The organism is Shewanella sp. SR43-4 (genome assembly GCF_014163845.1).
Classification (GTDB): Bacteria; Pseudomonadota; Gammaproteobacteria; order Enterobacterales; family Shewanellaceae; genus Shewanella; species Shewanella vesiculosa.
On record NZ_JACJEB010000018.1, the window covers coordinates 20,200 to 44,031 of the forward strand.

22 protein-coding genes are annotated in these 23,832 nt (G+C 42.1%); 10 read left to right on the top strand and 12 right to left on the bottom strand.

Annotated features, from left to right (window positions below; all coding sequences use genetic code 11):
- The first annotated feature begins 6 nt into the window (after positions 1-6).
- Together H5123_RS17305 and H5123_RS17310 are read left to right on the top strand one after the other, a co-directional pair.
- Positions 7-165, top strand: a complete 159-nt coding sequence (locus H5123_RS17305; RefSeq protein ID WP_124018445.1) for a YnbE family lipoprotein — start codon at positions 7-9, stop codon at positions 163-165.
- 15 nt (positions 166-180) lie between these two features.
- Positions 181-513 carry a YdbL family protein gene (locus H5123_RS17310; protein ID WP_182698761.1) on the top strand — a complete coding sequence of 111 codons (333 nt, stop codon included), beginning with the start codon at positions 181-183 and terminating at the stop codon, positions 511-513.
- Positions 514-564: 51 nt separating this feature from the next.
- Here H5123_RS17310 and H5123_RS17315 read toward each other — a convergent pair whose 3' ends face one another.
- The 5 genes from H5123_RS17315 to H5123_RS17335 form a co-directional block, all read right to left on the bottom strand.
- Positions 565-954 (bottom strand): hypothetical protein, encoded by a 390-nt coding sequence (locus tag H5123_RS17315; RefSeq protein WP_165870201.1) that lies wholly within the window; start codon positions 952-954, stop codon positions 565-567.
- Positions 955-1,007: 53 nt separating this feature from the next.
- The gene (locus H5123_RS17320) at positions 1,008-1,598 is read right to left on the bottom strand and encodes a GNAT family N-acetyltransferase (protein WP_182698804.1); all 591 of its coding nucleotides are present in this window, start codon (positions 1,596-1,598) and stop codon (positions 1,008-1,010) included.
- Positions 1,599-1,771: 173 nt separating this feature from the next.
- Positions 1,772-2,395, bottom strand: coding sequence for a 2OG-Fe(II) oxygenase (locus H5123_RS17325; RefSeq protein WP_182698762.1), 624 nt, complete (start codon positions 2,393-2,395; stop codon positions 1,772-1,774).
- 228 nt (positions 2,396-2,623) lie between these two features.
- On the bottom strand, positions 2,624-4,363 hold the full coding sequence (locus H5123_RS17330; protein ID WP_124018443.1) for a SulP family inorganic anion transporter: 1,740 nt from the start codon (positions 4,361-4,363) through the stop codon (positions 2,624-2,626).
- A gap of 227 nt (positions 4,364-4,590) precedes the next feature.
- Positions 4,591-6,498 carry a choice-of-anchor I family protein gene (locus H5123_RS17335; protein ID WP_182698763.1) on the bottom strand — a complete coding sequence of 636 codons (1,908 nt, stop codon included), beginning with the start codon at positions 6,496-6,498 and terminating at the stop codon, positions 4,591-4,593.
- Between the two features lie 305 nt (positions 6,499-6,803).
- Between H5123_RS17335 and H5123_RS17340 the strand changes: the two genes are divergently transcribed.
- Positions 6,804-7,970 carry a multidrug effflux MFS transporter gene (locus tag H5123_RS17340; RefSeq protein WP_182698805.1) on the top strand — a complete coding sequence of 389 codons (1,167 nt, stop codon included), beginning with the start codon at positions 6,804-6,806 and terminating at the stop codon, positions 7,968-7,970.
- A gap of 176 nt (positions 7,971-8,146) precedes the next feature.
- On the opposite strand, the gene H5123_RS17345 is transcribed toward H5123_RS17340, so the two are convergent.
- Positions 8,147-8,326 carry a hypothetical protein gene (locus tag H5123_RS17345; protein ID WP_182698764.1) on the bottom strand — a complete coding sequence of 60 codons (180 nt, stop codon included), beginning with the start codon at positions 8,324-8,326 and terminating at the stop codon, positions 8,147-8,149.
- Positions 8,327-8,762: 436 nt separating this feature from the next.
- Here H5123_RS17345 and H5123_RS17350 point away from each other — a divergent pair, with 436 nt between their 5' ends.
- Both H5123_RS17350 and ilvN read left to right on the top strand, forming a co-directional pair.
- On the top strand, positions 8,763-10,481 hold the full coding sequence (locus tag H5123_RS17350; RefSeq protein WP_182698765.1) for an acetolactate synthase 3 large subunit: 1,719 nt from the start codon (positions 8,763-8,765) through the stop codon (positions 10,479-10,481).
- Positions 10,481-10,975, top strand: coding sequence for an acetolactate synthase small subunit (gene ilvN / locus H5123_RS17355; RefSeq protein ID WP_124018441.1), 495 nt, complete (start codon positions 10,481-10,483; stop codon positions 10,973-10,975). The genes H5123_RS17350 and ilvN overlap by 1 nt, the downstream gene beginning before the upstream one ends.
- 184 nt (positions 10,976-11,159) lie before the next feature.
- Here the strand turns inward: ilvN and H5123_RS17360 are convergent, their stop codons facing one another.
- The 3 genes from H5123_RS17360 to pdsO all read right to left on the bottom strand — a co-directional run bounded on the left by H5123_RS17360 (position 11,160) and on the right by pdsO (position 14,941).
- The gene (locus H5123_RS17360) at positions 11,160-11,789 is read right to left on the bottom strand and encodes a class GN sortase (protein ID WP_310736145.1); all 630 of its coding nucleotides are present in this window, start codon (positions 11,787-11,789) and stop codon (positions 11,160-11,162) included.
- A gap of 11 nt (positions 11,790-11,800) precedes the next feature.
- Positions 11,801-13,993, bottom strand: coding sequence for a marine proteobacterial sortase target protein (locus H5123_RS17365; RefSeq protein ID WP_182698766.1), 2,193 nt, complete (start codon positions 13,991-13,993; stop codon positions 11,801-11,803).
- Between the two features lie 186 nt (positions 13,994-14,179).
- Complete coding sequence (gene pdsO / locus H5123_RS17370; protein ID WP_182698767.1) at positions 14,180-14,941, bottom strand: sortase-associated OmpA-like protein PdsO; 762 nt, start codon at positions 14,939-14,941, stop codon at positions 14,180-14,182.
- Between the two features lie 247 nt (positions 14,942-15,188).
- Here pdsO and pdsR point away from each other — a divergent pair, with 247 nt between their 5' ends.
- From pdsR to H5123_RS17390, 4 genes are all read left to right on the top strand, one after another.
- Positions 15,189-15,878, top strand: coding sequence for a proteobacterial dedicated sortase system response regulator (gene pdsR, locus H5123_RS17375; protein WP_124018430.1), 690 nt, complete (start codon positions 15,189-15,191; stop codon positions 15,876-15,878).
- A gap of 3 nt (positions 15,879-15,881) precedes the next feature.
- Complete coding sequence (gene pdsS / locus H5123_RS17380) at positions 15,882-18,053, top strand: proteobacterial dedicated sortase system histidine kinase (RefSeq protein ID WP_182698768.1); 2,172 nt, start codon at positions 15,882-15,884, stop codon at positions 18,051-18,053.
- Positions 18,054-18,216: 163 nt separating this feature from the next.
- Positions 18,217-19,407 carry a cystathionine beta-lyase gene (locus tag H5123_RS17385; protein ID WP_182698769.1) on the top strand — a complete coding sequence of 397 codons (1,191 nt, stop codon included), beginning with the start codon at positions 18,217-18,219 and terminating at the stop codon, positions 19,405-19,407.
- Positions 19,408-19,472: 65 nt separating this feature from the next.
- The gene (locus H5123_RS17390; protein ID WP_124018427.1) at positions 19,473-19,898 is read left to right on the top strand and encodes a hypothetical protein; all 426 of its coding nucleotides are present in this window, start codon (positions 19,473-19,475) and stop codon (positions 19,896-19,898) included.
- 165 nt (positions 19,899-20,063) lie between these two features.
- On the opposite strand, the gene H5123_RS17395 is transcribed toward H5123_RS17390, so the two are convergent.
- The 3 genes from H5123_RS17395 to H5123_RS17405 form a co-directional block, all read right to left on the bottom strand.
- The gene (locus tag H5123_RS17395; RefSeq protein ID WP_182698770.1) at positions 20,064-20,924 is read right to left on the bottom strand and encodes a hypothetical protein; all 861 of its coding nucleotides are present in this window, start codon (positions 20,922-20,924) and stop codon (positions 20,064-20,066) included.
- A gap of 269 nt (positions 20,925-21,193) precedes the next feature.
- Positions 21,194-22,129, bottom strand: coding sequence for a hypothetical protein (locus tag H5123_RS17400; RefSeq protein ID WP_182698771.1), 936 nt, complete (start codon positions 22,127-22,129; stop codon positions 21,194-21,196).
- 477 nt (positions 22,130-22,606) lie between these two features.
- Entirely contained in the window at positions 22,607-22,915 is a 309-nt protein-coding gene (locus tag H5123_RS17405; RefSeq protein WP_182698772.1) for a hypothetical protein, read from the bottom strand.
- Positions 22,916-23,156: 241 nt separating this feature from the next.
- Here H5123_RS17405 and H5123_RS17410 point away from each other — a divergent pair, with 241 nt between their 5' ends.
- Entirely contained in the window at positions 23,157-23,504 is a 348-nt protein-coding gene (locus H5123_RS17410; RefSeq protein ID WP_182698773.1) for a hypothetical protein, read from the top strand.
- Positions 23,505-23,832: the final 328 nt, after the last annotated feature.

Genomic DNA, 23,832 nt, shown 5'->3' on the forward strand with positions numbered 1-23,832 from the left:
ACCATAATGGCATCGTTATGCCTATCAGCTTGTACGCCAACAGTAAAAATAGAACCGCCCGATAAGCCTATCGTGATTAACTTAAATGTAAAAATTGAGCATGAAATTAAAATTAGAGTGGATAAAGAACTCAATAATTTACTCGAAAATGATGAGTTATTTTAAGCAGAGGTGATCAAGATGAAATCAACTTTCACTTTCGCTACTGCACTATGCTTAACCAGTTTATTATGGAGTGCGAGTGCGTGGTCAATGACATTGCAAGAGGCTAAAGCAGCAAGAATAGTGGGTGAGCAACCGAATGGTTATTTAGGGTTAATTATCGACACTCCTGAGGCAAAACAGCTAGTATTATCCGTTAATGCTAAACGGAAATACTATTATCAATCAATCGCCAAACGACATAGCGTGAGCATTGATGAAGTCGCGACACTCGCGGCGCAAAAAGCCATTGAAGCAGCAGAACCTGGTCATATGATCCAAACGCCACAAGGGCAATGGCTAAAAAAATAACCACGATAGAAAACTATACGTGGTTATTTATATTCACTTAATATGACACCACTACATGGTCGCCATAGTCCAATAATCTAAGCGTTTTTGTGGTTCAGTGACAATGGATTTACAAGAATCTTTGTACTTTGCCATCAGTCCACCTAAGTTATTCGAGCCAGCTAATTTATCGATTTGCTGTTGTTTAGCGGCAATCACATCTTTTTCAACTTGCGCAGGCGCGCGATACTTTCCCGCAATAGCAACCGCATCAACTGCAGACGTTTTTAAACGGTCTCCGACTGCTTTCATTTGTGGTGCATTCATCGCACCAATCGCTTCAGAGCTAATTTGATAATAAGCTGCACATTCGATTAACTCATCAGTAAATGCCTTTTCTGCAGCATCTTCTGCACGTGCGGTCATGCTGGCGCAAAGTGCCGATACAGTAAAAATCCACATAGCAGATTTATTCATGGTTCTTTCCCTTCATGTTTAGAAATTAGTCGGTAATGTTAAGATTGATAATGCGTTAAACGAGATGTTAAAAACGGTTCCACTAGAGGCCATTCGGTTTCAAGAATCGAAAACACGACCGTGTCACGAATAGTACCATCAGCTAGGATTTTATGATTGCGTAATATGCCATCTTGCTTGGCACCGAGTCGTTCAATCGCATTTCGTGAGGCAAGATTATGCCTGTGAGTTCTAAATTCAACTGCTATGGCGTCTAAGGTATTAAAAGCATAACGGAGTATTAATAACTTAGATTCGGTATTTATGGCCGTACGCTGATAGGATTTAGCATACCAAGTGTAGCCAACTTCAAGTCTGCGATTGGGTTGATCCCAATGACAAATTCTAGTGCTACCAACAATGTTACCAGACACTTTATCACGCACGGCAAATGCAACGGCTTCGCCTCGGTTTTCACAGGCTTGTGCAAACTCGACATACGCTTTCATTCCCGAAGAATCGGGGATGTTTGTGTACCATAAGGTCCACAATTCACCGTCATTAGCAGCTAAAATTAAACTAGGAACATGGTCTAATGATAATGGTTCTAAAATAACATGCTCGCCAATTAAGCAATCTTGTCTATTAATCCAGCTCAAGTTAATGCTCCTGTTGTTGATAGGTTACATTACCTTAACTGCATATAGATATACAGCCAACGGCAACAATGTTTTTATTGATATTCTAAAAACATTGTTTTCTGTTGTGACTAAAGATTATCTTAAAAAGGGCTTATCACAGCACCAGGCTGACAGCGATATGATTAAAAGCCATGATTAGCGTGACTAACCCTAAACCATCCAGCAATACTGTTGCGAGTTTTCATTGTCGGTCTCACTTCATGAGGGAAACGTTCACTTAAAAACAGCACCAAGGTTCCAATTTTAGGATTAACCACTTCTAGAGGTAAATCAAATTCATCATAAATAATCAACTCACCACCGTCGTTTTCCTGCCAGTCAGAATTTAAGAAAAAGACTGTCGATAGAATGCGGTTTTGGCTGCCGTGCAGCGCATCGAGATGTTTTTTATAAAATGCCCCCGGCTCATAAACTGCGTAATGACTTTCAAAGTCAAATAGCCCCATAAACAAACGACGATTAAGGCCATCTTTAAGTTGACTCATCATCGACAAATATTCACGGTCAATAGGGTCTTGATTATCTAGCCAGCTAATTTTATCCGAACGAATATCAGGATTAATTTGTTGCTCAAAACCTCGACCAACGGCGGCTTGTTTAAAATCAATATCGCGCTGAGCTTGCACTTTTTCAAGCAAGGCCAGACTTACATAATCAGGAATGATATCGGATAAGAGGATATACCCTTTATCGACTAACGCATCTGCGATCACATCCAGCATTGCTTCACTTACTTGCGAAACCATACATGCCACATCCAACAGAAAGACTACGCTTTTTACTTTACTCAAGGGCCCGGGAAGAAAATTAAGGGCCTGATTTTCGAGGGGGCGTCATTACAAGGTATGATTGCCATACCTTGGTTATTTTTGGCGATTTTATATAATAAATACGCTCTGAACAACACTTATTAAAAGCATTTAAATTCATTAACTTAATCAAACCTAACACACATCAACAGCGAACCCTAATGGTTAAATTTGGCTATGTGACAGTATCACCTCTGTCGAACCATCCTGATCAGCATCATCTAAGCGTTGGGACTCATAAGCAGCAACATGACTTTGGTGCATCTTTAACGCGAGATATAAGTCTGAATGAATTGTAATGCCTTCTTCTCCAGACACCATATCGGTTTGTTCAAACCAACTAATTAATTGTCGTTTACGCCCTGCCAATACCAAACTCACTCCGCGTTTACGCAATAATGCATTGATGTCGGTCAACATGGCCATTACGCTCAAATCTAAATGGGTAAAACATGGCACCGCATCGATAATCACGCACTCAATGGTTTCTTGTTGATTCTGACGAGCAAATCGTTCAAGCAGACGTCGTTTAAAGTAGGTGGCATTAAAATAAGTCAGTGGAGAATTAAATCGATAAATGAACACACCAGGCACAGATGCGGCTTTATCACTGCTATCAACGCTACGAATAATCCCTTTGGCATCAAGCCCGAGCACTTGATCTGTTGGTCGCATGACCGTTCGTAAAAACTGAAATAATCCCAATAGCACCGCAAGGGTAATTCCGGGAATAACGCCAATAAACAGAACAGCAAAGAAAGTTGTTAAGGCCAAATAAAATGCTTGGCGATCGCGTAAACGTAATCCCCACAGCGCTTTCAGATCGATAAGATGTATTGAGGCTATCACTAACACAACGCCCAATGCTGCACTGGGAATAAACTCTAACGGCGTGGTTAAAAACACTGCCACAATGGCGATCAATACCGCCGCAATCACGGACACTAATTGGGTTTTTCCGCCATTAGCATCATTTACAGCCGTACGAGAATCTGCGCCACTAACGGCAAAACCTTGCGAGAGAGCAGAAGCAATATTGGCTAAGCCTAAAGCTTTAAACTCTTTATCGGCATCAATGTCATAACCATTTTTAGCAGCAAAGCTGCGGGCGGTAAGCATCATACTGACAAAGCTCACCATCGCTAAATTGAGCGCCGGCATGACTAACTCACGAGCGATACCGATATTAAACACTGGTGTTTGAAATGATGGCATTCCTCCTGCCACGCTTCCAATCACCGCAATATCATAGTCGGTTAAGTGGAAAAGCCACACTAAAGCGGCGCCAACAGCAATAGCAAACATCGACGCAGGCCAAGTTGGTTTAAAGCGTTTCATTGCAAAGTAGACAATCACGGTAAGGATGGCCATCAATAGCGTCGGAATATGGGTTTGCGACAAATAGCTTGGTGCACCACCTAAGCGTTCAAGTAAGTATTTTTCATCAAAGGTAAAACCGAATATTTTCGAAAATTGGCCGACAATAATGGTAATGGCGACACCATTGAGTAGTCCCATTAGAATAGGTTTTGATAAAAAGTCCGCTAATACACCTAATTTAAATCGACTGGCGATTAAACACCAAAAACCGGTCATCACGGTCATGGTCATCACTAATTGCCAATGTTTAAGGCTGTCGCCGGCCGCTAAAGGTGTCACTACCGCAGCAATAACCGCACAAGTTGCCGCATCGGGACCAACAATAAGTTGTCTTGAGGTGCCAAATAAAGCGTAGATGATCATAGGTAACACGCAAGAGTACAACCCCACAGCGGCATTCACTCCGGTTAATTGCGCATAAGCAATTGCCACAGGTAACGCAACCGCGGCAACAGACAAACCGGCGCGAACATCATCCTTGAGCCAGCTTCGCTCGTAACGAGAGAAGGTCTCTAAACCTGGCATAAAATCATACAAACGACTCAGTACCACAACAACCTCAATACTTATAATCTAGGTTGTTATCATAGTTTTATTTCAAATTAATTACGACATATTCACCTGCGATAAATAAACATATTTCAGGATGGGACATACGCAGCAAAAAAAGCCGAGCATATTATGCTCGGCTTGTTAGATACTCACAATCGCAACACGCTCATTCGCTTTGGCGATAAAAAAGCATCAATGCATTACTGTAATTGCAGTTGATACACAGTTGTGGTGCCGCTAACCTCATTACCAATCAATAACAATGGCAAGCCTGTCGGGCTATATTGGCTGGCAATAAACTTCATCCCTTCTGGGCCTAAATCACCTGCTAATGTTGCATCACCTTCAACGTCACCAGTATCGGTATCAATGACATAATCAGCATCAAAGTTACGGTTGCTGACATAATCGACAAACGATACGGCAAATGGATTAGTAATATCGTAAATCATAAATCCAGAGGTACGCTCTAAACCAATAAAGGCATAAGTGCGTGAGCCTATTTGGCCAAGAGCGAGTGCCTCTGGCTCTGGACCTTTATCGTCACTGCGGCTATCACCTTTGTTTTCATCGTTATTATTATTGAAGTTCGTTGCCAGTATCGCAGCCGTAATTCGCTCAAAATCACCAGCGCTGTCAAATACTTGCTGGCCATCAGCAGTCCAAATCGAAAATGAACGCCCGCCATAAGCAACAATTTTATCCATTAAGCCATCATTGTTGTCATCACCCATACTGGTAGTGACTTTTAAGCGCCCAAGCTGTGTTTTATCTTGCGCTGCGGCAAATTGTGGATGGTTTGGATCTAAGCTTAGATCTGCTGCACGAGCCTCTTCGGAAAAACCGGCGTAATCCCGTGAATCCCCCTCATTGGCAGTGACAATAAAATCAGTATTATTCCAGCGATAACTGGCTATCGTATCTGGCTGATACATACCATACACCCCAGCGTAAGCCTGTATATTTATGGCATCATCTTTATCACTGGCATCGATTTTATTGGCGTCTAAGCCAAAGTCTTTAAGCCCTAAAGCAATAATACTTTTTACCGCTGCCGCCTTGATATCAATCACTGCAATGGCGTTATTTTCTTGTAAACTGACGTAAGCAGTTTGGCTGTCTGGCGACACGGCAATATATTCAGGCTCTAAATCTTGCGCGACACTCGCTCCAGGGCCATTGATCTTAATTAATGGACTCAGTTCTGCATTACGTGAACCACCAACATTAAAATCATTGAAACCGATTAGGGTAGCCGTTGTGGCAGGCACACCATTAGTGATTGCAATTAACGCGATAGAACCTTCAGGGTCGATATCAAAAGCACTATTTGGCTCACCTTCGTTGGCGACTAATAACATGCTACCGTCAGGGCTGAACACGACATTGTCGGGTAATGCTCCAACGTCAACAAATGACAAGTACTGGGGTAACTCACTGTCTGATAAACGATAAAATGCAACAATGCCATTACCTTGGGTCGCATTACCTAAGGCGTCTGCTCGTTCAACGGCAGCGGCGAGTAAATTACCCGATACACTGACGCTGTTAACTGCGCCTAATAAAGTTAAGCCAGTATCGACACTGATATTTAAGTCCGTTTTTTTGCTGAGATTATTTAAACTGTAACCGGCTTCAGCGTAAACCGGCGCTTGAGTTAACATCGATATATCAACCACATCAACTTTACCACTTTGAGCATTAACGACAAATGCGCTTTGGCTTGCCGAATGATAATCAACAATTTCTGCGGCACTAAGACCATAAACACCTGATTGATAACGCCCCACTAATTCAGCGCTCAGAGTATTATGGGCTTGATTACACATTATTTGTGTTTGCGCCGCATCAACTTCACTTGCATCTAGAACACCATCACTATTGATGTCTACTCCAGTTTCAATTTGCTGGCCGCCGAATGGACATTGTGCATCGCCGACAGCAAGCGAGGTTAACGCAACCAGGGCTGACAACCCAACGTCTCCATTGGTGCCATCCATGCCCTGAGCTCCCGCTTGTCCATCGTCACCATTGCATGCCGTTAACAACATAGTGGCCATGATTGAAGAAACCAGTAGTGCCGTTTTACCCTGAGGGAAGCGTTTCATAAACTAAAGTTCCGAATTAAGTTATGCAAAATAATGCCAACAACTTAGATAATCAAGGTGAAGTTTTAATGACAAAAATGTTGCATTTTTGTTCTATTTGAATTCACTCTATTGCCTTAATGTAAATGCTATTTAGCTAAATTATTCATTACAAATTCAGGCTCAGAAAATGCGCCATAGCGTGGTAAACTAACGAAAATTTTTAGCCATTTTCAGCAAAAACGCACAAAGCACATGAGGTTCCCGTGGTATCGCCATCAAAGTCCAACTCATCTCCAGTATCAGCGGGTATTCCCCACTTAGCGATGTTAATACCTATGCTTGCCGCGATTGTCGCCATTACTCCTTTAGCCATCGACATGTACTTACCAGCGATGTCTACATTGGCCTTAGGGTTTGATACCGACATCACGACAGTGCAACAATCGCTGAGTATTTATCTGGCGGGCTATGCATTAGGCATGCTGATATTCGGCCCATTTGCCGATAAGATAGGCCGACGTCCACTGGTCATATTTGGCTTATTAGGCTTCACGATTATTAGCTTGCTTATTGCATTAAGTACCAGTATTGAACAATTTTTGATATTGCGTTTTGCACAAGCTCTGATTGGTGCTGCTGCCACGGTTGTGGTGCCTGGCTACATTAAAGAGATTTATGGCGACAATACCGCCAAAGGCATGTCTTATGTCAGCCTGATTATGATGTTAGCGCCATTACTTGCACCTACTTTGGGCAGTTTGATAATGGAACTCGGCGATTGGCATCTTATCTTCTTAAGCCAAAGTTGTTATGCCATCACATTATTAGTCTTAGTATTATTTAAACTAAAAATGCCCAGCGATAAAGACCTAGGCAGTCGCAGTCAAAAGACCTTTTTAGGCGGCTACTACACAGTCTTTGCTCGCAATGGCGTCAAACTGAATTTATCCAGCGGTGTATTAACTTCATTTGCTTTCTTTTGTTACTTAACCGCTTCGCCTTTTATCTACATGGAAGTGTTTAATTTAGATAAATCGCTGTTTGCGATTTTATTTAGCACGAATGTGGGAGCCTTGATGCTCGCCAACATTGTCAACTCTAGAGTGGTTAGCCGATTCGGCTCCAAACGGATGTTACATGTGTCAACTTTCTTCGGAGTCATTGCCGCAACTGGCTTGCTAGCCGTTAATTTACTCGATTTAAGTTATCATTTTACCGTGTTAATGCTTATTCCTTTAATGGGCTCGCTAGGGGTGATGTCAGTCAATGCCGACGCCATCGTATTAATGAAATTCAAGCAAGAAACCGGTACTGCCACCGCAGTGATTGGTACACTACGATTTGGTTTTGGCGCAGTCGCGGGGCCACTGCTGGCATATTTTTATGACGGTACCGCTGTGCCTTTTGCAGCCTTGATGCTTGGCGCTATTTTATTAGTCGGGCTATGTCAGTTTTTTCAAAGTACTTTATCGAAAAATAAGACCCTTTAATGAATAAAGTATTACCACAAATAAAGTCATCGATATCGGTGGCTTTATTCTTATGAGAGTGCCAAAACAGTCAACCCTCCCCTTCGCTTAACTCATTGATTAATAATGATGAGAACAAGGTACTAATCTGGCAACTTCCCAGTGACTCTCTGGCCTTGTTGTTTAGCACATATTCATCAATAAACAGCAAAGAAAATCGCAGCACTCATCCAGCTAGTAATAAAAAAACCACCCAATATATAGCCCATCATCCAAGTGTGTAATCTTGATTCACCAATCCCTGGCTCAGCAGCGATTAAATGACTGCACCAAGCAAAATCGTTATGACCACGGCAAAAGTAAAGCAAATCAAACACGCTATTTTCACATATGAATTGAAACTCAGTTGAACTCGATCTTCATCTCCATACACTTAAGTACATTCCTGCAATGCCACATTCGACCGCTAATTAGGTTGCTAAGTCGCTAATATTTAGCTGTTAACTTCAGTATAAATAGTGCAGCGCTTTATTGATAAACACCCACTGCTTTCAAGCCCCAAATAAAAATCATAAACATGAAACTATTTCAACAAACAAAAATAATTAACCAAAGGGGTTGCAGTAAAAATAAATTTACATAAGATGGAGGCAAGTTACTGCTTCAGTAACGATAAAACCAGCCATTGAATATTACGACAGCAATATTCAATCTTCGAGTTTGAATTATCCTTCAAGCTTATTGATAAAACGATTACCGTCGTTGTATACAAGATACTGTTTACCATACGGTAACTTAATAAGGATGTATTTCATGGAAAAGCTTTCTGGCGCGAGTATGATCGTGCGCTCATTAATTGATGAAGGTGTCAGCCATATCTTCGGTTACCCCGGCGGTTCGGTGTTAGACATTTACGATTCTCTGCACAAAATATCCGGTATCGAACACATCTTAGTACGTCATGAGCAAGCTGCCGTGCACATGGCTGATGGCTACGCACGCGCTACCGGAAAAGTCGGCGTGGTACTTGTGACCTCAGGCCCTGGCGCAACTAACGCAATTACCGGGATAGCCACCGCGTACATGGATTCAATTCCGCTAGTAGTGCTGTCTGGTCAAGTACCGAGTAATTTGATTGGTAATGATGCCTTCCAAGAATGTGACATGATTGGTATTTCACGTCCTATCGTAAAACACAGCTTTTTAATAACCGACGCTAAAGACATTCCTGAAACAGTCAAAAAAGCCTTCTTCATTGCAGCAACAGGTCGCCCAGGCCCAGTGGTAATTGACTTGCCAAAAGACTGCTTAAGCCCAGATATACTGCATGATTATATTTATCCAGACAGCGTAAAAATGCGCTCATACAATCCAACAACTGTTGGTCATAAAGGCCAAATCCGTCGCGGCTTGCAAGCTTTATTAGCGGCTAAAAAACCTGTGTTATATGTCGGTGGTGGCGCGATAATTTCGGGTTGTGACGCGCAAATTCTGGCGCTTGCAGAGCGCTTGAACATCCCTGTGGTCAGTACCCTAATGGGCTTAGGCGCATTTCCTGGCACCCACAAGCAAAGTTTAGGCATGTTGGGGATGCATGGTTTATATGAAGCCAATATGGCAATGCATAATACCGATTTAATCTTTGGTATTGGGGTCCGTTTTGACGACCGCACCACCAACAATGTTGAAAAATATTGCCCTAACGCAACCATTTTGCACATCGATATTGATCCATCATCTATCTCTAAAACGGTTCGGGTCGATATTCCGATTGTGGGTTCTGCCGATAATATTCTAGACGCTATGTTAGATTTACTCGATGAAACGAACGACACCAATGATGCGACCGCTATGGCTGCTTGGTGGAGCGATATTGAAATTTGGCGCTCACGTCAAAGTTTAGAATTTGATCGCACCAGCGACAGAATCAAACCACAGCAAGTGATTGAAACCTTATACAAACTGACTAATGGCGATGCTTATGTGGCGTCAGATGTCGGCCAACATCAAATGTTTGCTGCCTTGTATTACCCTTTTGATAAACCTCGCCGTTGGATTAACTCGGGTGGATTAGGCACTATGGGCTTTGGTTTGCCTGCGGCAATGGGCGTTAAAATGGCGTTTCCTGAGGAAACGGTAGTATGCGTCACAGGTGATGGTTCTATCCAAATGAATATTCAGGAGCTTTCTACCGCACTGCAATATGACACTCCGGTGAAAATTATTAACTTAAACAACCGCTTTCTTGGCATGGTAAAACAATGGCAAGACATGATTTATTCCGGTCGTCATTCACAATCTTATATGGACTCTGTGCCTAATTTCGCCAAAATTGCCGAAGCTTATGGCCATGTTGGTATGAATATCAATCACCCTGATGAATTAGAATCAAAACTAGCTGAAGCATTGGCAATGAAAGATAAATTAGTCTTTGTTGATATCAGTGTCGACGAGACTGAACACGTATACCCAATGCTCATTCGTGGCGGTGCAATGAACGAAATGTGGCTAACCAAGACGGAGAAAAGCTAATGCGTCGTATTATTTCTGTATTACTTGAAAACCAACCGGGCGCATTATCACGAGTGGTAGGTTTATTTTCTCAGCGCGGTTACAACATTGAAAGCTTAACCGTGGCGCCAACTGAAGATACAACCTTGTCACGTTTAAATATTACCGTGATTGCAGATGCCAATATTCTCGAGCAAATTGAAAAGCAATTGCACAAGCTTATTGATATTTTGAAAGTGGCTAATATTACTGAGTCACCCCACATTGAACGCGAAATTGCCTTAGTAAAAGTGAAAGCTCAAGGCGATCAACGCGAAGAAGTCAAACGCACTGCAGATATTTTTCGTGGTCAAATTGTCGATGTGACTTCCAATATCTATACCGTGCAGATGGTTGGCACCAGCGATAAAATTGATGCATTTATCCACGCGATCACCGACATGACCAAGGTGATTGAAATATCACGTTCTGGTGTTGTAGGTTTAGCCCGTGGTGAAAAATCCATGAGAGCCTAACCGCAGCTTGTCTGAAGTAAAAAGCAGAGTCACTAATAATATATAGTGGACTCTGCTTTTTTTTGGGCGATAGAGCCAGATACTCCCAACAGCTTACTGACTCAAGTTTAGATTTAACACTCATCACCATTGCATGAGGGTCAAGCTTGCCAACCTTCACCATAAGCTTATAGACGCTAATAGCTTAGCTATATAACGGCTGCGCATCGATAGGTTTAGCTTCAACAATATAACGATATTCGGCATTACCAGAGAGTTGATCAAACGGATAACAGGTGATCAAGGTTAAGTGTTTTTCTGCCGTAGGAGCAAGCACCTTCATGTCAGTTTCATGCACCACTTCAGTGGCCGTTATTTGATATAACACTCGTACACCCTCGGTACTGTATAGCTCGATGATGTCGCCCAATTTTACATATTGTAAACGCATAAAGTGACTGTCACGATGACCCGCTATAATGGTATTCCCCTGCTCCCCTAACCCAGCGCCGCCTAGCATCAATCCCGGCCCAAAAGCCAAATTACGCCCAGAGGCCCCAGCGAGCACATATAGATCGCTACCTAAGGGCTGAAACCCATCGGTTTGCTGTTGCAATACGCGCATTTTCGCCACGGGATGAGTGTCGGCCCACGACCAGGGTTTATGTGGTTGGTTATCCACCAAGGTTTGTTCAAAGGCACGTTCAATCAAAAATTGCGCAAAATGGGCTTTAGCTTGCATATAACCTCCTTGTATTAATAGTCCGCATCCGAGCACGCTCATCAGCACAATCACAATCCAGTGTTTGGTCGGTGATATAGTTCGCTGCATCATTTAGCTCCCGTTTAATCCTGTGATTCAATCACTAACACCTGCCCTGGTAAACGTTGTCTTAACCATAAATAGTGCAGTAAACCCAAACCTAATAAGCTAAAACCGATTAATAACCATAAGCGACTGGCGGTTCCCGTTTGAGGCAGCACTTGCGACGATGGTGCCGCTTGCAAACCATGTGGCAGATGATTCTGTAATTGCACGTCAATAGGGCTATCAATTAATGGATTTACCGGTGTCACGTCTACTGCAACTAAACTGGTTTGGCTGGTCACTAGGTGATACAGAATGCCTAACGCTTCCACTTGTTTATCAACACGTTGACGATTACTACTGTCTTTATACAATTCGAGTGAGGTGATTTGCGCATTCGCCCACAATAGATCAATGCCTTTTGCTGCTTGATTATCATCAAAATCAAGCTGTTGTTGCCAATACTGACCATTGATATTACCTGAGACAATAATCGGTTGCTGCTGGTGTGATGCCGATTTAATGCTGACCCAAAGTGGTTCGTTTTGGTACAGGTCGCTAATGGTTGTCGGCCAGTAATCCGGTACGCTGCCATCAAGGTAATACAAGCCAATATTGGTTAGCACTGGTTGCTCAATTTTATGTAACAACTGCTCAATTTTTTGCTGCACTTCAGCCTCATCACCAATATAGGTAAATGTGCCACGGCCCATAGTGGCGGCTCGGCGCATAAAGTCTGAATTCGGTGCAGAGCCAATGCCAACAGTAAATAATCGACTGTCACCTAATTGATTACTAATCAATTGGTACAGTTCATGTTCATTACCCACAGCACCATCTGTCATAAAAATAACCTGACGCAACATGGACTCGTTATGCTTAGCAGTTTGATCGTTTTGTGGTGCTTGGACACTGTCCACCAGCGCGGTTTGTAATGCACCGCGCATTTCGGTGCCACCATTAGCGTCTAATGATTGAATAAACCGATTTGCTCGATTGATATTACGACTATTGGCAGGCAATGGTGTTGCCGACAACATAGTCACGTCACTGTTAAATTCAATAATATTGAAACTGTCGATATCACGCAGCCCAGCGAGGGCAAATTGTAATGCTTGTTTGGCCTGAATAATCGATTGACCAGACATAGACCCAGAGGTGTCGATAACTAAAATCAGTTCTCTGGCGATAAGATGTTGCTCACTAACCTCGACACTGGGCGGCATTAACATCACTAACGAGTACAAATTATTATCTACGGGATTGGCTTGTCTTTGCTCCGCCCCTGCAACATTTTTAGCATCCGTAAAGTCATTACTATTATCTGTCACATGGGTTTTGCCAGTTTGATAAAATGTCGCCGCTTGCGGTAATGCGCCAACATTGGCTTGCCATTGCAGCACAAAATCACGGTCGGCAATTTGTTTACCTGCAAAGCTCACATTGTAATAATGGCCATGACTTGACTGTTTAATTGGATGATACAGACTGTTTAGCGAGTTCAACTCAAACCCTGCATCTATGTTTACTTGCATATTAACCATCAGTTGAGAATGGGCTTGAACTATAGACTTCACCTCATTATGGCTAGACGGCATGGTTTGCTGTTGCGGCTCGCTATTATGATCCCCTTGCGGGTTATAACGCGGCGTAATCGCTAATGGAAAACGTAAACTAAACATCCCATCGCGGTATTCAACCTGTTGCTGGTAACTGATCTCAACAATTAACTGCTCATGCGGAGCAAGATTGGCCACATCTGATGAAAATAAGTTACGACGCTGTTGCTGTAATAAACTGGCTTGTTTACCTTGTTTTTTAGCGGTCTCAAACGTCTGTAATGCTTGCTTCTTAGGTTGGATTTTACCCACTATAATCTTGTCACCTATGCGTAACTGCATGCTATCAACGGCGGCATTTTCGGGTAGCGGAAAGACATATCGCCCGTTAACCCATTGATCTGAATCATTGATAAACACTTGCTTAACCGTGACACGATTAAGCAAACCCGACACATCCATGCTCACTTGTGTATCCAGCGCTAAGGCTTGTATAACTTGGTTTTGGGTAGAATAGACTAAGGTTCCTTGGCTGATATCGTTATCTTGATATCCAGACGGTGAGGCAAATGCCCTTGTAACACAGGCATAAATGACAAATAACAAACCGAAACACAGTAATTTATAGACATGCTTTACAGAAAAATGTGGCATCAAAAAAAACGGGCGCATATGTAGCTCCTTACCCTTAGATACCCAAACAACCTGCTCATATTGACTTCAGGAGGCTTGGGTATAAGCGCCAACATCATTGTTTGCGCCGACATGAGTAATCATTAAAACAAAAAGAAAAATCGACTTAGTGACATTGTTTGGCACTCCATTTTGCAAACAAATATGCAAAACCGTGCTCGGTGTTTAGTTGGCCGCGAGTTCAGCACCCGGCGCCATTAACTTGAGCGTTACTCGACGATCAAAAAAGTCATTTTCAAAATTTTGTTCTTGATGCATTGGCGATGTCGCGCCATAAGCTTGTCCATGCAAACGGTCACGTGCTATTCCTTGTATCACCAAATATTGCGTCACTTCAGCTAAGCGCTGCTCAGACAAGGCTTGGTTAAAATCATTATCACCACGGCGATCGGCATAACCGGTTAGATCAATGGTTAATTCAGGTGATAAGTTCATCATATAAGCCACATTATCTAGCTGTTGTTCAAATAGCGGTTCAATGTGGCTCGATCCGGTTTTAAACTGCACGTTCATACCTATGGTGAGCTCATTAAGCGTCTGCAATTGGTTGGCTTGTTGTTCGGTTAAATTAGACTGTAATTGATAATACTTTTCAGACACTTGCTCCAAGGATTGCTGCTTGGCATTCAGAGCCATTAATTGCTCATTGGTTTGAGCCAATTGCTGTTCTTGATCTACCAGTTGCTGTTTCTGCACGGTAAGCTCAGCATCATCACCAACCGACTTACCAATAAAAGTACCGGTAAATGCACCAATAATGGCCCCAACAGGCCCACCAATCACAGCACCAAGTAAAATCCCAGAGCTCAAACCCACTAGCTCTTCGGTATGTTCGCGTTCATCGATAGTATCAGTGTCGTTAGCCCAGCTGACATTTGATACCATCATGGTAGTGATCATCGTTGCGGCAATAAGTTGCTTTTTCATAAAGAATCCCTTTAGCGGTTGTTTAAAAAACGTTCGTTATCATCAATGCATCATTTAATGCGTTGCGGATTAACGCTATGTCGCTATTAAACACCTCATAGATGGCTTTATTGGGGAGCAAAAATGGCAATGTGGCGATCAAATGTGGCAACAATATGGCAATTGCCGTAGACGGCTTTTTTGGTTGATAAAATCCTGTATAGTCAGCACTGTATCTATTTATCAGCTCATTAATTGAAATCATCCCATGAAACGAATTGCCATTGTTGAAGACGAAGCCGCTATCCGCGAAAACTATAAAGATGTCCTGCAACAGCAAGGATATAGCGTGCAAGCTTATGCAAACCGCCCCGCAGCTATGCTCGCCTTTAATGGTCGTTTACCTGACCTAGCCATTATTGATATAGGTTTGGAACATGAAATTGATGGTGGTTTTACCCTATGCCAGTCACTTCGGGCGATGTCGAGTAGCTTACCGATTATCTTTTTAACCGCCAGAGACAGCGACTTTGATACCGTTTGTGGCCTACGTTTGGGCGCTGACGACTACTTAACCAAAGATGTCAGTTTTCCTCATTTATTGGCGCGTATTGCAGCACTGTTTCGCCGTTCTGAACTCATAGGCTCAAGCCCCATTGAAGACAACTTACTCGAGCGCGGTCACCTCACCATTGATGGCAACCGTATTCAGGTTTATTGGAAATCGCTGCCAATAGAGCTGACGGTGACCGAATTTTGGATGGTACACGCTATGGCAAAACATCCAGGTCATGTGCGCAGTCGCCAAGATTTAATGCAAGAAGCCAAAATTTACGTAGACGACAGTACTATCACCTCACATGTAAAACGCATTCGTAAAAAGTTTATCGCTATCGACTCCGAGTTTGACTGTATCGATACCGTGTATGGTATGGGTTATCGCTGGGACAATATTTAACCGATGAATTTACCTATAGGACTGCGCGCCAAAGTTGTCATTTTGTCACTGTTTTTACTCTGCCTACCTTGGCTTGGGTATGAATATGTGTGGGAAATGGAAAAGTACTTGCGCTATGGCCAAGAAAAAACGTTGGAAGGTACTACTCAGGCACTTGCCACCGCCTTACATGAGCGACCTAAATTATTTGACAACCAAGCCAGCTTTTTAAACCAAGTTGAAGAAGGTCGCGACTTATACGCATACCCGTTAGCGGGCCCAATCCAACTTGATGGCAAACTCACAGATTGGGACTTATACCAACACCGCACCTTAAACTACTCTGATGAACATGTGCTTTATCAACGTAATAAATCCGAGCCAATTGATATCAGTTTTAACCATATGGTGGGTAAATACGGCGGTTACCTGTATGGATTTTTTAATGTCACTGATCAAAATGTCGTTTTTCGTAGCCGTAAAAGTTTGCGCATCGACAGAAACGATCACTTAGTCATGGCCACTCAATCGCCCGATGGTCAGTTCAGGCGTTATATAATTGCCAACACTCAAAGTGGCTGGTTAAGTGCATTTGAATTACCCGCTGATCCCAGCCAATCTATGCCCGTCAGTCCAGAAGTGCGTATTCAAGGACAATGGCTCAAGACAGAGCAAGGCTACAATATTGAATTCAGGCTGCCGCTGGAAATGGTCGGCAGTAAACTAGGTTTTGCGATTCATAATGTCAACGATGCCAAAACCCGGCAATTAGTGAATATCATCGGCACATCAGCCACCGATTCCGTCGCCAGTTTAGGCACGGTACTTGTGCCCTCACCTGAAATTGAAAGCATTATTAAAGGCATGAGCCATAACAGCTCACGCATTTGGGTGGTCGATAATCATGGCCGAGTACTGGCTAAATCGGGCGATATTCGTTCATCATCCAATACGTGGGCGGATGACCTAGACGTCAATCAAGCAGACTCGTTTTGGCAGCACGTCAAGCAGCAATATATATTGCCGCTGTACTACAAAATATTAACCCGTCCACCGCAAGACTTTATCGATTCGCTGCAAGACTCTACCGAACTCACTGGCAGTCACATTGAAAAAGCCTTAAGCGGTAAGCAAGGCTCAACATGGCGCCTCACCCCAGATAATAAAGCGGTGGTACTGGCCGCGGCCAGCCCAATATGGATTGACGATAAAGTCATGGGCGTAGTAATAGCAGAGGAAACCACTCACGGTATTCGCAGCCTACGTAACCGCGCATTAGAAAAGCTGTTTAACGTTATCTTGACCATTATGAGCATGGGCACATTAGCCTTATTTATCTTTGCTTCCAGTATTTCAAGTCGCATCCGTCGTCTGCGTGATCAGGCTGAACTCGCCATCGACAGTCAAGGCCGGGTAAGGCAGCAAATTGTCGCTTCTAAAAATCGTGATGAAATCGGTGACTTGTCCCGCAGCTTTTCAAGTATTGTCAGTCGTTTAGGTCAGTATACACATTATTTGGAAAATATGTCATCGCGCTTGTCGCATGAACTGCGCACCCCAGTTGCCGTGGTTCGCAGCTCGCTTGAGCATTTGGGTTTACAACAACTTGATGACCAATCGCAAAAATATGTTAATCGCGCTCAGGAAGGCGTCAGTCGCTTGCATCTTATTTTAAATAACCTAAGCGAAGCTACCCGCTTAGAAGCCAGTTTAACCCAAGCTGAAAGCTGCCACTTTTCATTAAAGAAGGTCATCAGTGGTTGCATGCAAGGCTATCAAATCACCTATCCAGATCAAGTATTTACCGTGCATATTGAAGATAAAACCCTGTTTTGCGACGGTGTTCCGGAATATATTGCTCAATTAATGGATAAACTGATCAACAACGCAATTGAGTTTCATGAGCCCGCCAGCGCGATTACTGTCAGCCTGACTCAATACAATAAACAGGCGATATTGAAAGTCAGTAATATTGGCCCTTTATTGCCTAAAGACATGAATAGCCAAATTTTTGAATCCATGGTGTCAATTAGGCCGCAAGGTATAAACGGCAAGCCACATCTAGGTTTAGGCTTGTATATTGCTCGTTTGGTCACCGACTTCCATCATGGCACGATTAAAGCTAGCAACATGATAGAAAATGGTATTGAAGGCGTCGAAATATGCCTGACGTTACCCTTAAGTGATGAAAAATAGTCAACCACAGCATTTAAGCGCTTTTATTTACGTTTGTAGGTGCTAGGATAATCAACTTTGGTATATCACTCACCGTAGCGCATTTATCCATGTCATTGATATTTTCTAATAAAAATTAGCTAAAGCATAAACCGTGGACTCTACACATAATGGAAGTAACAACATGAGCAAAGACGATAAACTCGCCACCCAAATTGTTAGCGTTGGCCGCGAAAAAAAATTCACCAAAGGCATTATCAATCCACCCGTATTTAGAGCCTCTACAGTGGTGTTCGACACCATGGACGAGATGCGTTTTGCGATTAAAAACAAAACCAACGGTGAAATGTTTTATGGTCGTCGCGGCACCCCAACCCATTTTGCATTTCAACAAGCCATATGCGAACTTGAAGGCGGCGCGGGTACTGCATTATACCCTTCGGGTGCAGGCGCGATCAGCAGCGCTTTGTTGGCATTTTTAAAAAGTGGCGACCACTTATTAATGGTCGACACCGCCTATGAACCGACACGCGACTTATGCAATAAAATGCTCGCGGGTTTTGGTATCGAAACCACCTATTACGACCCAATGATTGGCGATGGCATTCGTGAGTTAATTCGTCCAAACACCAAGGTGTTATTTTTGGAATCACCAGGTTCTATCACCATGGAAGTGCAGGATGTTCCAACGCTCAGTCGTATCGCCCACGAACATAACGTTATTGTGATGCTGGATAATACTTGGGCCTCACCAATTAATTCTCGCCCATTTGATATGGGTGTCGACATCTCAATTCAAGCAGCCACCAAATACATTGTCGGCCATTCAGATGTGATGATGGGCACGGCTACTGCCAATGAACAGCATTGGGAGCAACTGCGCGAAAACAGTTACTTAATGGGCCAAACCACCTCGCCTGATGACGTGTATTTAGCCGCGCGAGGCTTACGTACCTTAGGGGTGCGTATGGCACAGCATAATAAAAATGCCTTAAAAGTGGCTAATTGGTTGGCGACTCGTGCAGAAGTCGATCATGTGCGTCACCCAGCGTTTGATACTTGCCCAGGCCACGAATTTTTTAAACGCGACTTTAGCAGCGGTAATGGCTTATTCTCGTTTGTGCTTAAGCAAGGCGACTTAGCATCGGTGACGGCTTTTGTTGAAAACATGGACCATTTTAAAATGGGCTTTTCATGGGGCGGTTTCGAAAGCTTAATTTTAGGGGTATTTGGTATTAACAATATCCGCACGGCTACCCACTGGGACAACAGCAAGCCATTAATACGATTACATATTGGACTTGAAGATGCCGACGATTTAATTGCAGATCTTGATGCGGCATTTAGCCGATATAATGCAATACTACAAAAATAGCCCTACTCGTGGCTGTAACGCTTTGTTAAAAACGTTTATGGAATGTTCAAACTACAGGGATATAAATGAATATCATCAAATTAGTCATACTCAGCCTGTGCATTAGCATTGGCTATTATGCATTAACTATCGTGGCAATTGGCCAGTCTGCTGCCGGCAACTTATTGTGGTGGTTTAATAGCAGTGAATATCCAATGCTGGCGCACCTTGCACAGAACTTTGTTGGTATCGGCATAGCAGCGTTAATTCCTGCGTTTATAATCAGAAGTTACGAGCCTGCAAGACAATGGATTGCCATTACCATTATGATTTTAGCTGCCATGTTATTGCACGGTAATATGCATTACATGCCATGGGATCCGATGGGCATCGTCAGGTTTGTAAACAACACCTTGTTTTACGGTGATATCGGTGCAAAAGTGCTGTTTTTCTATATCTTGCTGCTACCTATTCTGTGGTTGATGCTGCTTAAACGTATGGCACGTGTCTAGCCCAAAGTAAGCATACAAAATAGCAGCCCAGTTAACTGTTAGGATTAACAAAGCCCTGAGTCATAATCGACCCAGGGCTTTGTTAATGCTTATGAGCCTTAGTGCAATGTCTACCACCACTGCAACTCAGAACCACACTAGCATTCGCAAACCATTATGAGGTTATTAATCCTCTAGTACTGAGATAAAAATTCGGTCTGCATTCCACAGTTCTATTATTTTGCGAGTCTTCTTGGCGTTCCAAAAACATTTTCCAAACAGAATAATCCCCGCACCTTCTAACTGACGCCCTTCTGATACCTTAAAACGTTCTAATAATATCGACTTATATTTAGCGATAGGAATGCCAATATCATTACAATCAGATGGGTTTAACCAATCAAGCGCTTTATCTAGGTGTGAAATCGTCCCCCAATACATTTTAGGCTTTGCCTCTTTGGCATTAGCACTGGGCTCAGCCTCGGCAAAGTTAACAAATAAATTCTTCGCTTTGAATTGATAACCAGTATCAAGCTCAATCAAGGTACTCGACTGGGCTAAGTCGCTACCACGCATTAGGCTATTGAGAATTTTTTCCAGCCCCAATACTTTGACCTTGGGTTGTTGATTGTTGCCAGCGGGTTTGCGACTGGTATTATCGATTTTTGGGGCGCGGCTTGGGATTAGGTTTGCTCCAGAGGCGACAGTTTTCACCTCTAAAATGGGCTTTTTGGTGTTTAATAACCTGAAATCAATACTGATAATATTCGTATCTGCAATAAATTGATTCACTTCAACGGCATGTCGAGTCTCTCTGTCTCGCTGAGTTGAAGGATGGCCTTCGTCACATCCTGCAATATGGTATCTAGAGCCAAAACAGGCCGCTTTACCGTCTGAGCTTCTCTTACGATAATACGCCTTCCCTTTGCACTCAGGGCATTCTAAAAATTGCCTGAATTGTTCAACCTCTGATTCAGGTAACACCTGAAATTTCAAAATTGAGAAAGTGTGCCTTTCACCACCATAAGTACAAACCGCATCAATCATTTGCTATCCACATCTTTTATAAAAATGCCCTTTACAATGAGCGATAAAGGAACCTTAAAACCCTACCGAACAATAACAAGTTATTAATAAAAAGACTATTTGCAATGGTCACTATGGTTATTAGCAGATATTAAAAAGTTGAATTTAACATACTAGAAGCCGCTCAACTTTTGGGCTGTTAGTTGGTTACGGTTTGGTCAACTGTAGAGAGCATTATAAAAGTTTGTATAGACAAGAGGGCCAAAGATAGACATTGGCCCTGAATGGTATTATTTGCAAGCGTATATAAAGTAGTATCTACCGTTGATTACTATTGTCTCTTTAACGTATAAGCTACAACCTCCAGAGACGCCTGCAGTCGAACCGCCTACTAGCGTACTTGAATAGCGTTCGAATTTTTCTTTAATATTACCTGACCCACCTAATGAAAAACCGCCACCTAACACCTGGCTAGCAGTCATAGGGATATCATTATTATTCACATCTTTACCAGATATAGGGACAAAGCCTCGCTCCAATGCATTAATGCCAACTTGAACAACACCGTTAGGTTGCTCGCCAAGATCATCTGAGTAAAACTTAACATCTATAAAGACACCTAAGTCCAGTATTTTTGGGATGCTAATTGTGTTTAACACATTGTTTGCAGTAGCTTGCAATATGCCTGAATTTGTTTGAATGTGGCGGTCAAACACCGTATTTCTTATAGAACTAAAAGTTAAAAAATCATAAGGATCACCTTTAGTTTTAATTTCACCAACATAAAGGCGGCTTTCATTGGCCTTATCTTCCGATGAGTATTGGATACTAACTTTTTGTGGCGCAGCATAAACATAATTAGGGTACAGTTTCTTATTAATTTCCTCAGCCTGCTTTACTGTTTCGACTAAAAGCCCTCTATATTCAAATAGGGAAGCGACGCTTGCTCTTTCTCCACTACTGAGGCTGCTTTCATATGCATATCTGATTGGTTCTCCACGATCATCTTCGTCGTTGACAACGGTGAACTTTCTAGAATATTTATGAACAAAATCCACAACAACCACATGGCTTGTGCCAAATTTTACTTGTGCAAAAGTTGCTTTTTGCTCCATTTCGGAGTGACTACAACCATTACAGACTTCAGTTTTAGTGATTGCCAGACTTTGAGAGGAGAAAGACAAGAGGCCGCACAGCAAAAGTGTGCTATACAAAACTTTTTTCATTTCAGATAACTCCATTCCATGTTATTACAACAATTAAAGCTCTCTTCATGATAGCTAACTGAAATTGTGTCAAATTTGATGCAGTTGTTCAAGCTTTGTTGAGGTGTGCAAGGGGGGTGTAGATAGACTGTTAGGTTATCTAAATATACTACGATAAAACAAAAGCTTATCTGTTAACTCAGACGCATGAGCTCATTAATTTTTAACGTTTTACTTAGCTATCAAAGTTACGTTAAAAGTTATACTTTTGACAAGGTGAGAAAAGAATATTTAGAAAAACGTACAGAGTACATATCAAAAAATCATTCAGTATTCGACACGATGGCAACCAATCTACTCTCTTTGCCTGCGGGAATCTGGTTTGCCACAACTCAGATAAACATAATGGAAATGAATGCTCTTAACGACATCGTATTTTACAAAAACTTGGTTGTTTTCATCACCATTATATTACTCTGCGCTTTATTAATATTAAACTTAGGTTTGCAATTTTTGTGGATCTATCCCTACTAGCGTTAACAACGCTTCTATTCTGCAAAGCATTCTCTTAGTTTGTAAAAAATCCCAAATAACCAAGCTCGGATTGTAGTTATATAGCTCATCAAGCTTTCCATTCATCTCTTTCTGAGTAGCTTTGATGTCGTCAATATGAGAGTGCAATGTACCGATTTGGCTCTTAACCACAGCCATTTCACTCCGCCCCTCTTTCACCTTCTTGATAACAATGTATTGACGTTTCCATCTATCACCAACCGCTTGTTGTGTTGAGTACTTTTTGGGATGCATCTCTGTGTCACTAACCTTGCTTTCCGTCGTACTATTCTTGATTTAGCTAGATAATAAATAACAGCAAAAATAGCCGTTAATACTGATACTAGTATTATTTGATTATTCATAAATCACCTAACACGTCGATCGATTAAACATGCCACTCATTTTACAATAGGCTAGTTATCTGTTTTATAAACTTGTAAGATCGGCTATTCAAGGTACTTGTTGAACTTGAGACACTTAAAGGGATTTTAGCGTGAAAAAAATCAATATGGAGAAAATAGGGGTGTTACTTAGCCCTATGATTTCAACTTTTATAGCCACTGTTTTAACCTACGGATTAGTACCTAACATTTACATTTATTTAGAAGATCATTACGTGGCCTTGATTAATCCAGGTGCACTAATTTCAGCGGGGGTTCATACCGCGGTGTTCATTCCTTTGTTCTATATCACCGATCCTATTATCAATATGCTATTCGGTAATAAATATGCGGAGTCAAAGGGCTCAAATAACAGCTCTGACAAAAATATAGCTCCGCTTACTCATGATGACTACACTATTGCATCTATTATTAGTCGTTTAAAAAAAGAGCATGAATAGCTAATTTAAGCATGTTACTCATTTTATTATAAATTAACATAACTGCTTTTAGCATTGATTGCGATAGTCCTCTGCACTCTTTAAATGTATAAATTGGATGCAAATTATCAAAGAACTGAGCTCCATATGAAAAAATGATGATCAATACGCTAGATTTAAAGCATCATTCGCTGCTTGATTGATATTAAGCTGGAGCCAACTGTCTTGGCCATGTTCACTTATTAAGTACCAACAAACATTAAAAAACAGATAACACCCGTTATTAGTTTTCCCTTTTGCTGTAATCAACATTCTTCTTACTCAATTTAGATGATATAGGAATTGGCTT

Bases quoted from the DNA above. Each gene is read 5' to 3' on its own strand.
- H5123_RS17305 (WP_124018445.1), top strand. From the start codon at position 7: ATGGCATCGTTATGCCTATCAGCTTGTACGCCAACAGTAAAAATAGAA.
- H5123_RS17310 (WP_182698761.1), top strand. From the start codon at position 181: ATGAAATCAACTTTCACTTTCGCTACTGCACTATGCTTAACCAGTTTA.
- H5123_RS17315 (WP_165870201.1), bottom strand. From the start codon at position 954: ATGTGGATTTTTACTGTATCGGCACTTTGCGCCAGCATGACCGCACGT.
- H5123_RS17325 (WP_182698762.1), bottom strand. From the start codon at position 2,395: ATGGTTTCGCAAGTAAGTGAAGCAATGCTGGATGTGATCGCAGATGCG.
- H5123_RS17330 (WP_124018443.1), bottom strand. From the start codon at position 4,363: ATGCCAGGTTTAGAGACCTTCTCTCGTTACGAGCGAAGCTGGCTCAAG.
- H5123_RS17335 (WP_182698763.1), bottom strand. From the start codon at position 6,498: ATGAAACGCTTCCCTCAGGGTAAAACGGCACTACTGGTTTCTTCAATC.
- H5123_RS17340 (WP_182698805.1), top strand. From the start codon at position 6,804: ATGTTAATACCTATGCTTGCCGCGATTGTCGCCATTACTCCTTTAGCC.
- H5123_RS17350 (WP_182698765.1), top strand. From the start codon at position 8,763: ATGGAAAAGCTTTCTGGCGCGAGTATGATCGTGCGCTCATTAATTGAT.
- ilvN (WP_124018441.1), top strand. From the start codon at position 10,481: ATGCGTCGTATTATTTCTGTATTACTTGAAAACCAACCGGGCGCATTA.
- H5123_RS17360 (WP_310736145.1), bottom strand. From the start codon at position 11,789: ATGATGCAGCGAACTATATCACCGACCAAACACTGGATTGTGATTGTG.
- H5123_RS17365 (WP_182698766.1), bottom strand. From the start codon at position 13,993: ATGCGCCCGTTTTTTTTGATGCCACATTTTTCTGTAAAGCATGTCTAT.
- pdsO (WP_182698767.1), bottom strand. From the start codon at position 14,941: ATGAAAAAGCAACTTATTGCCGCAACGATGATCACTACCATGATGGTA.
- pdsR (WP_124018430.1), top strand. From the start codon at position 15,189: ATGAAACGAATTGCCATTGTTGAAGACGAAGCCGCTATCCGCGAAAAC.
- pdsS (WP_182698768.1), top strand. From the start codon at position 15,882: ATGAATTTACCTATAGGACTGCGCGCCAAAGTTGTCATTTTGTCACTG.
- H5123_RS17385 (WP_182698769.1), top strand. From the start codon at position 18,217: ATGAGCAAAGACGATAAACTCGCCACCCAAATTGTTAGCGTTGGCCGC.
- H5123_RS17390 (WP_124018427.1), top strand. From the start codon at position 19,473: ATGAATATCATCAAATTAGTCATACTCAGCCTGTGCATTAGCATTGGC.
- H5123_RS17395 (WP_182698770.1), bottom strand. From the start codon at position 20,924: ATGATTGATGCGGTTTGTACTTATGGTGGTGAAAGGCACACTTTCTCA.
- H5123_RS17400 (WP_182698771.1), bottom strand. From the start codon at position 22,129: ATGAAAAAAGTTTTGTATAGCACACTTTTGCTGTGCGGCCTCTTGTCT.
- H5123_RS17405 (WP_182698772.1), bottom strand. From the start codon at position 22,915: ATGCATCCCAAAAAGTACTCAACACAACAAGCGGTTGGTGATAGATGG.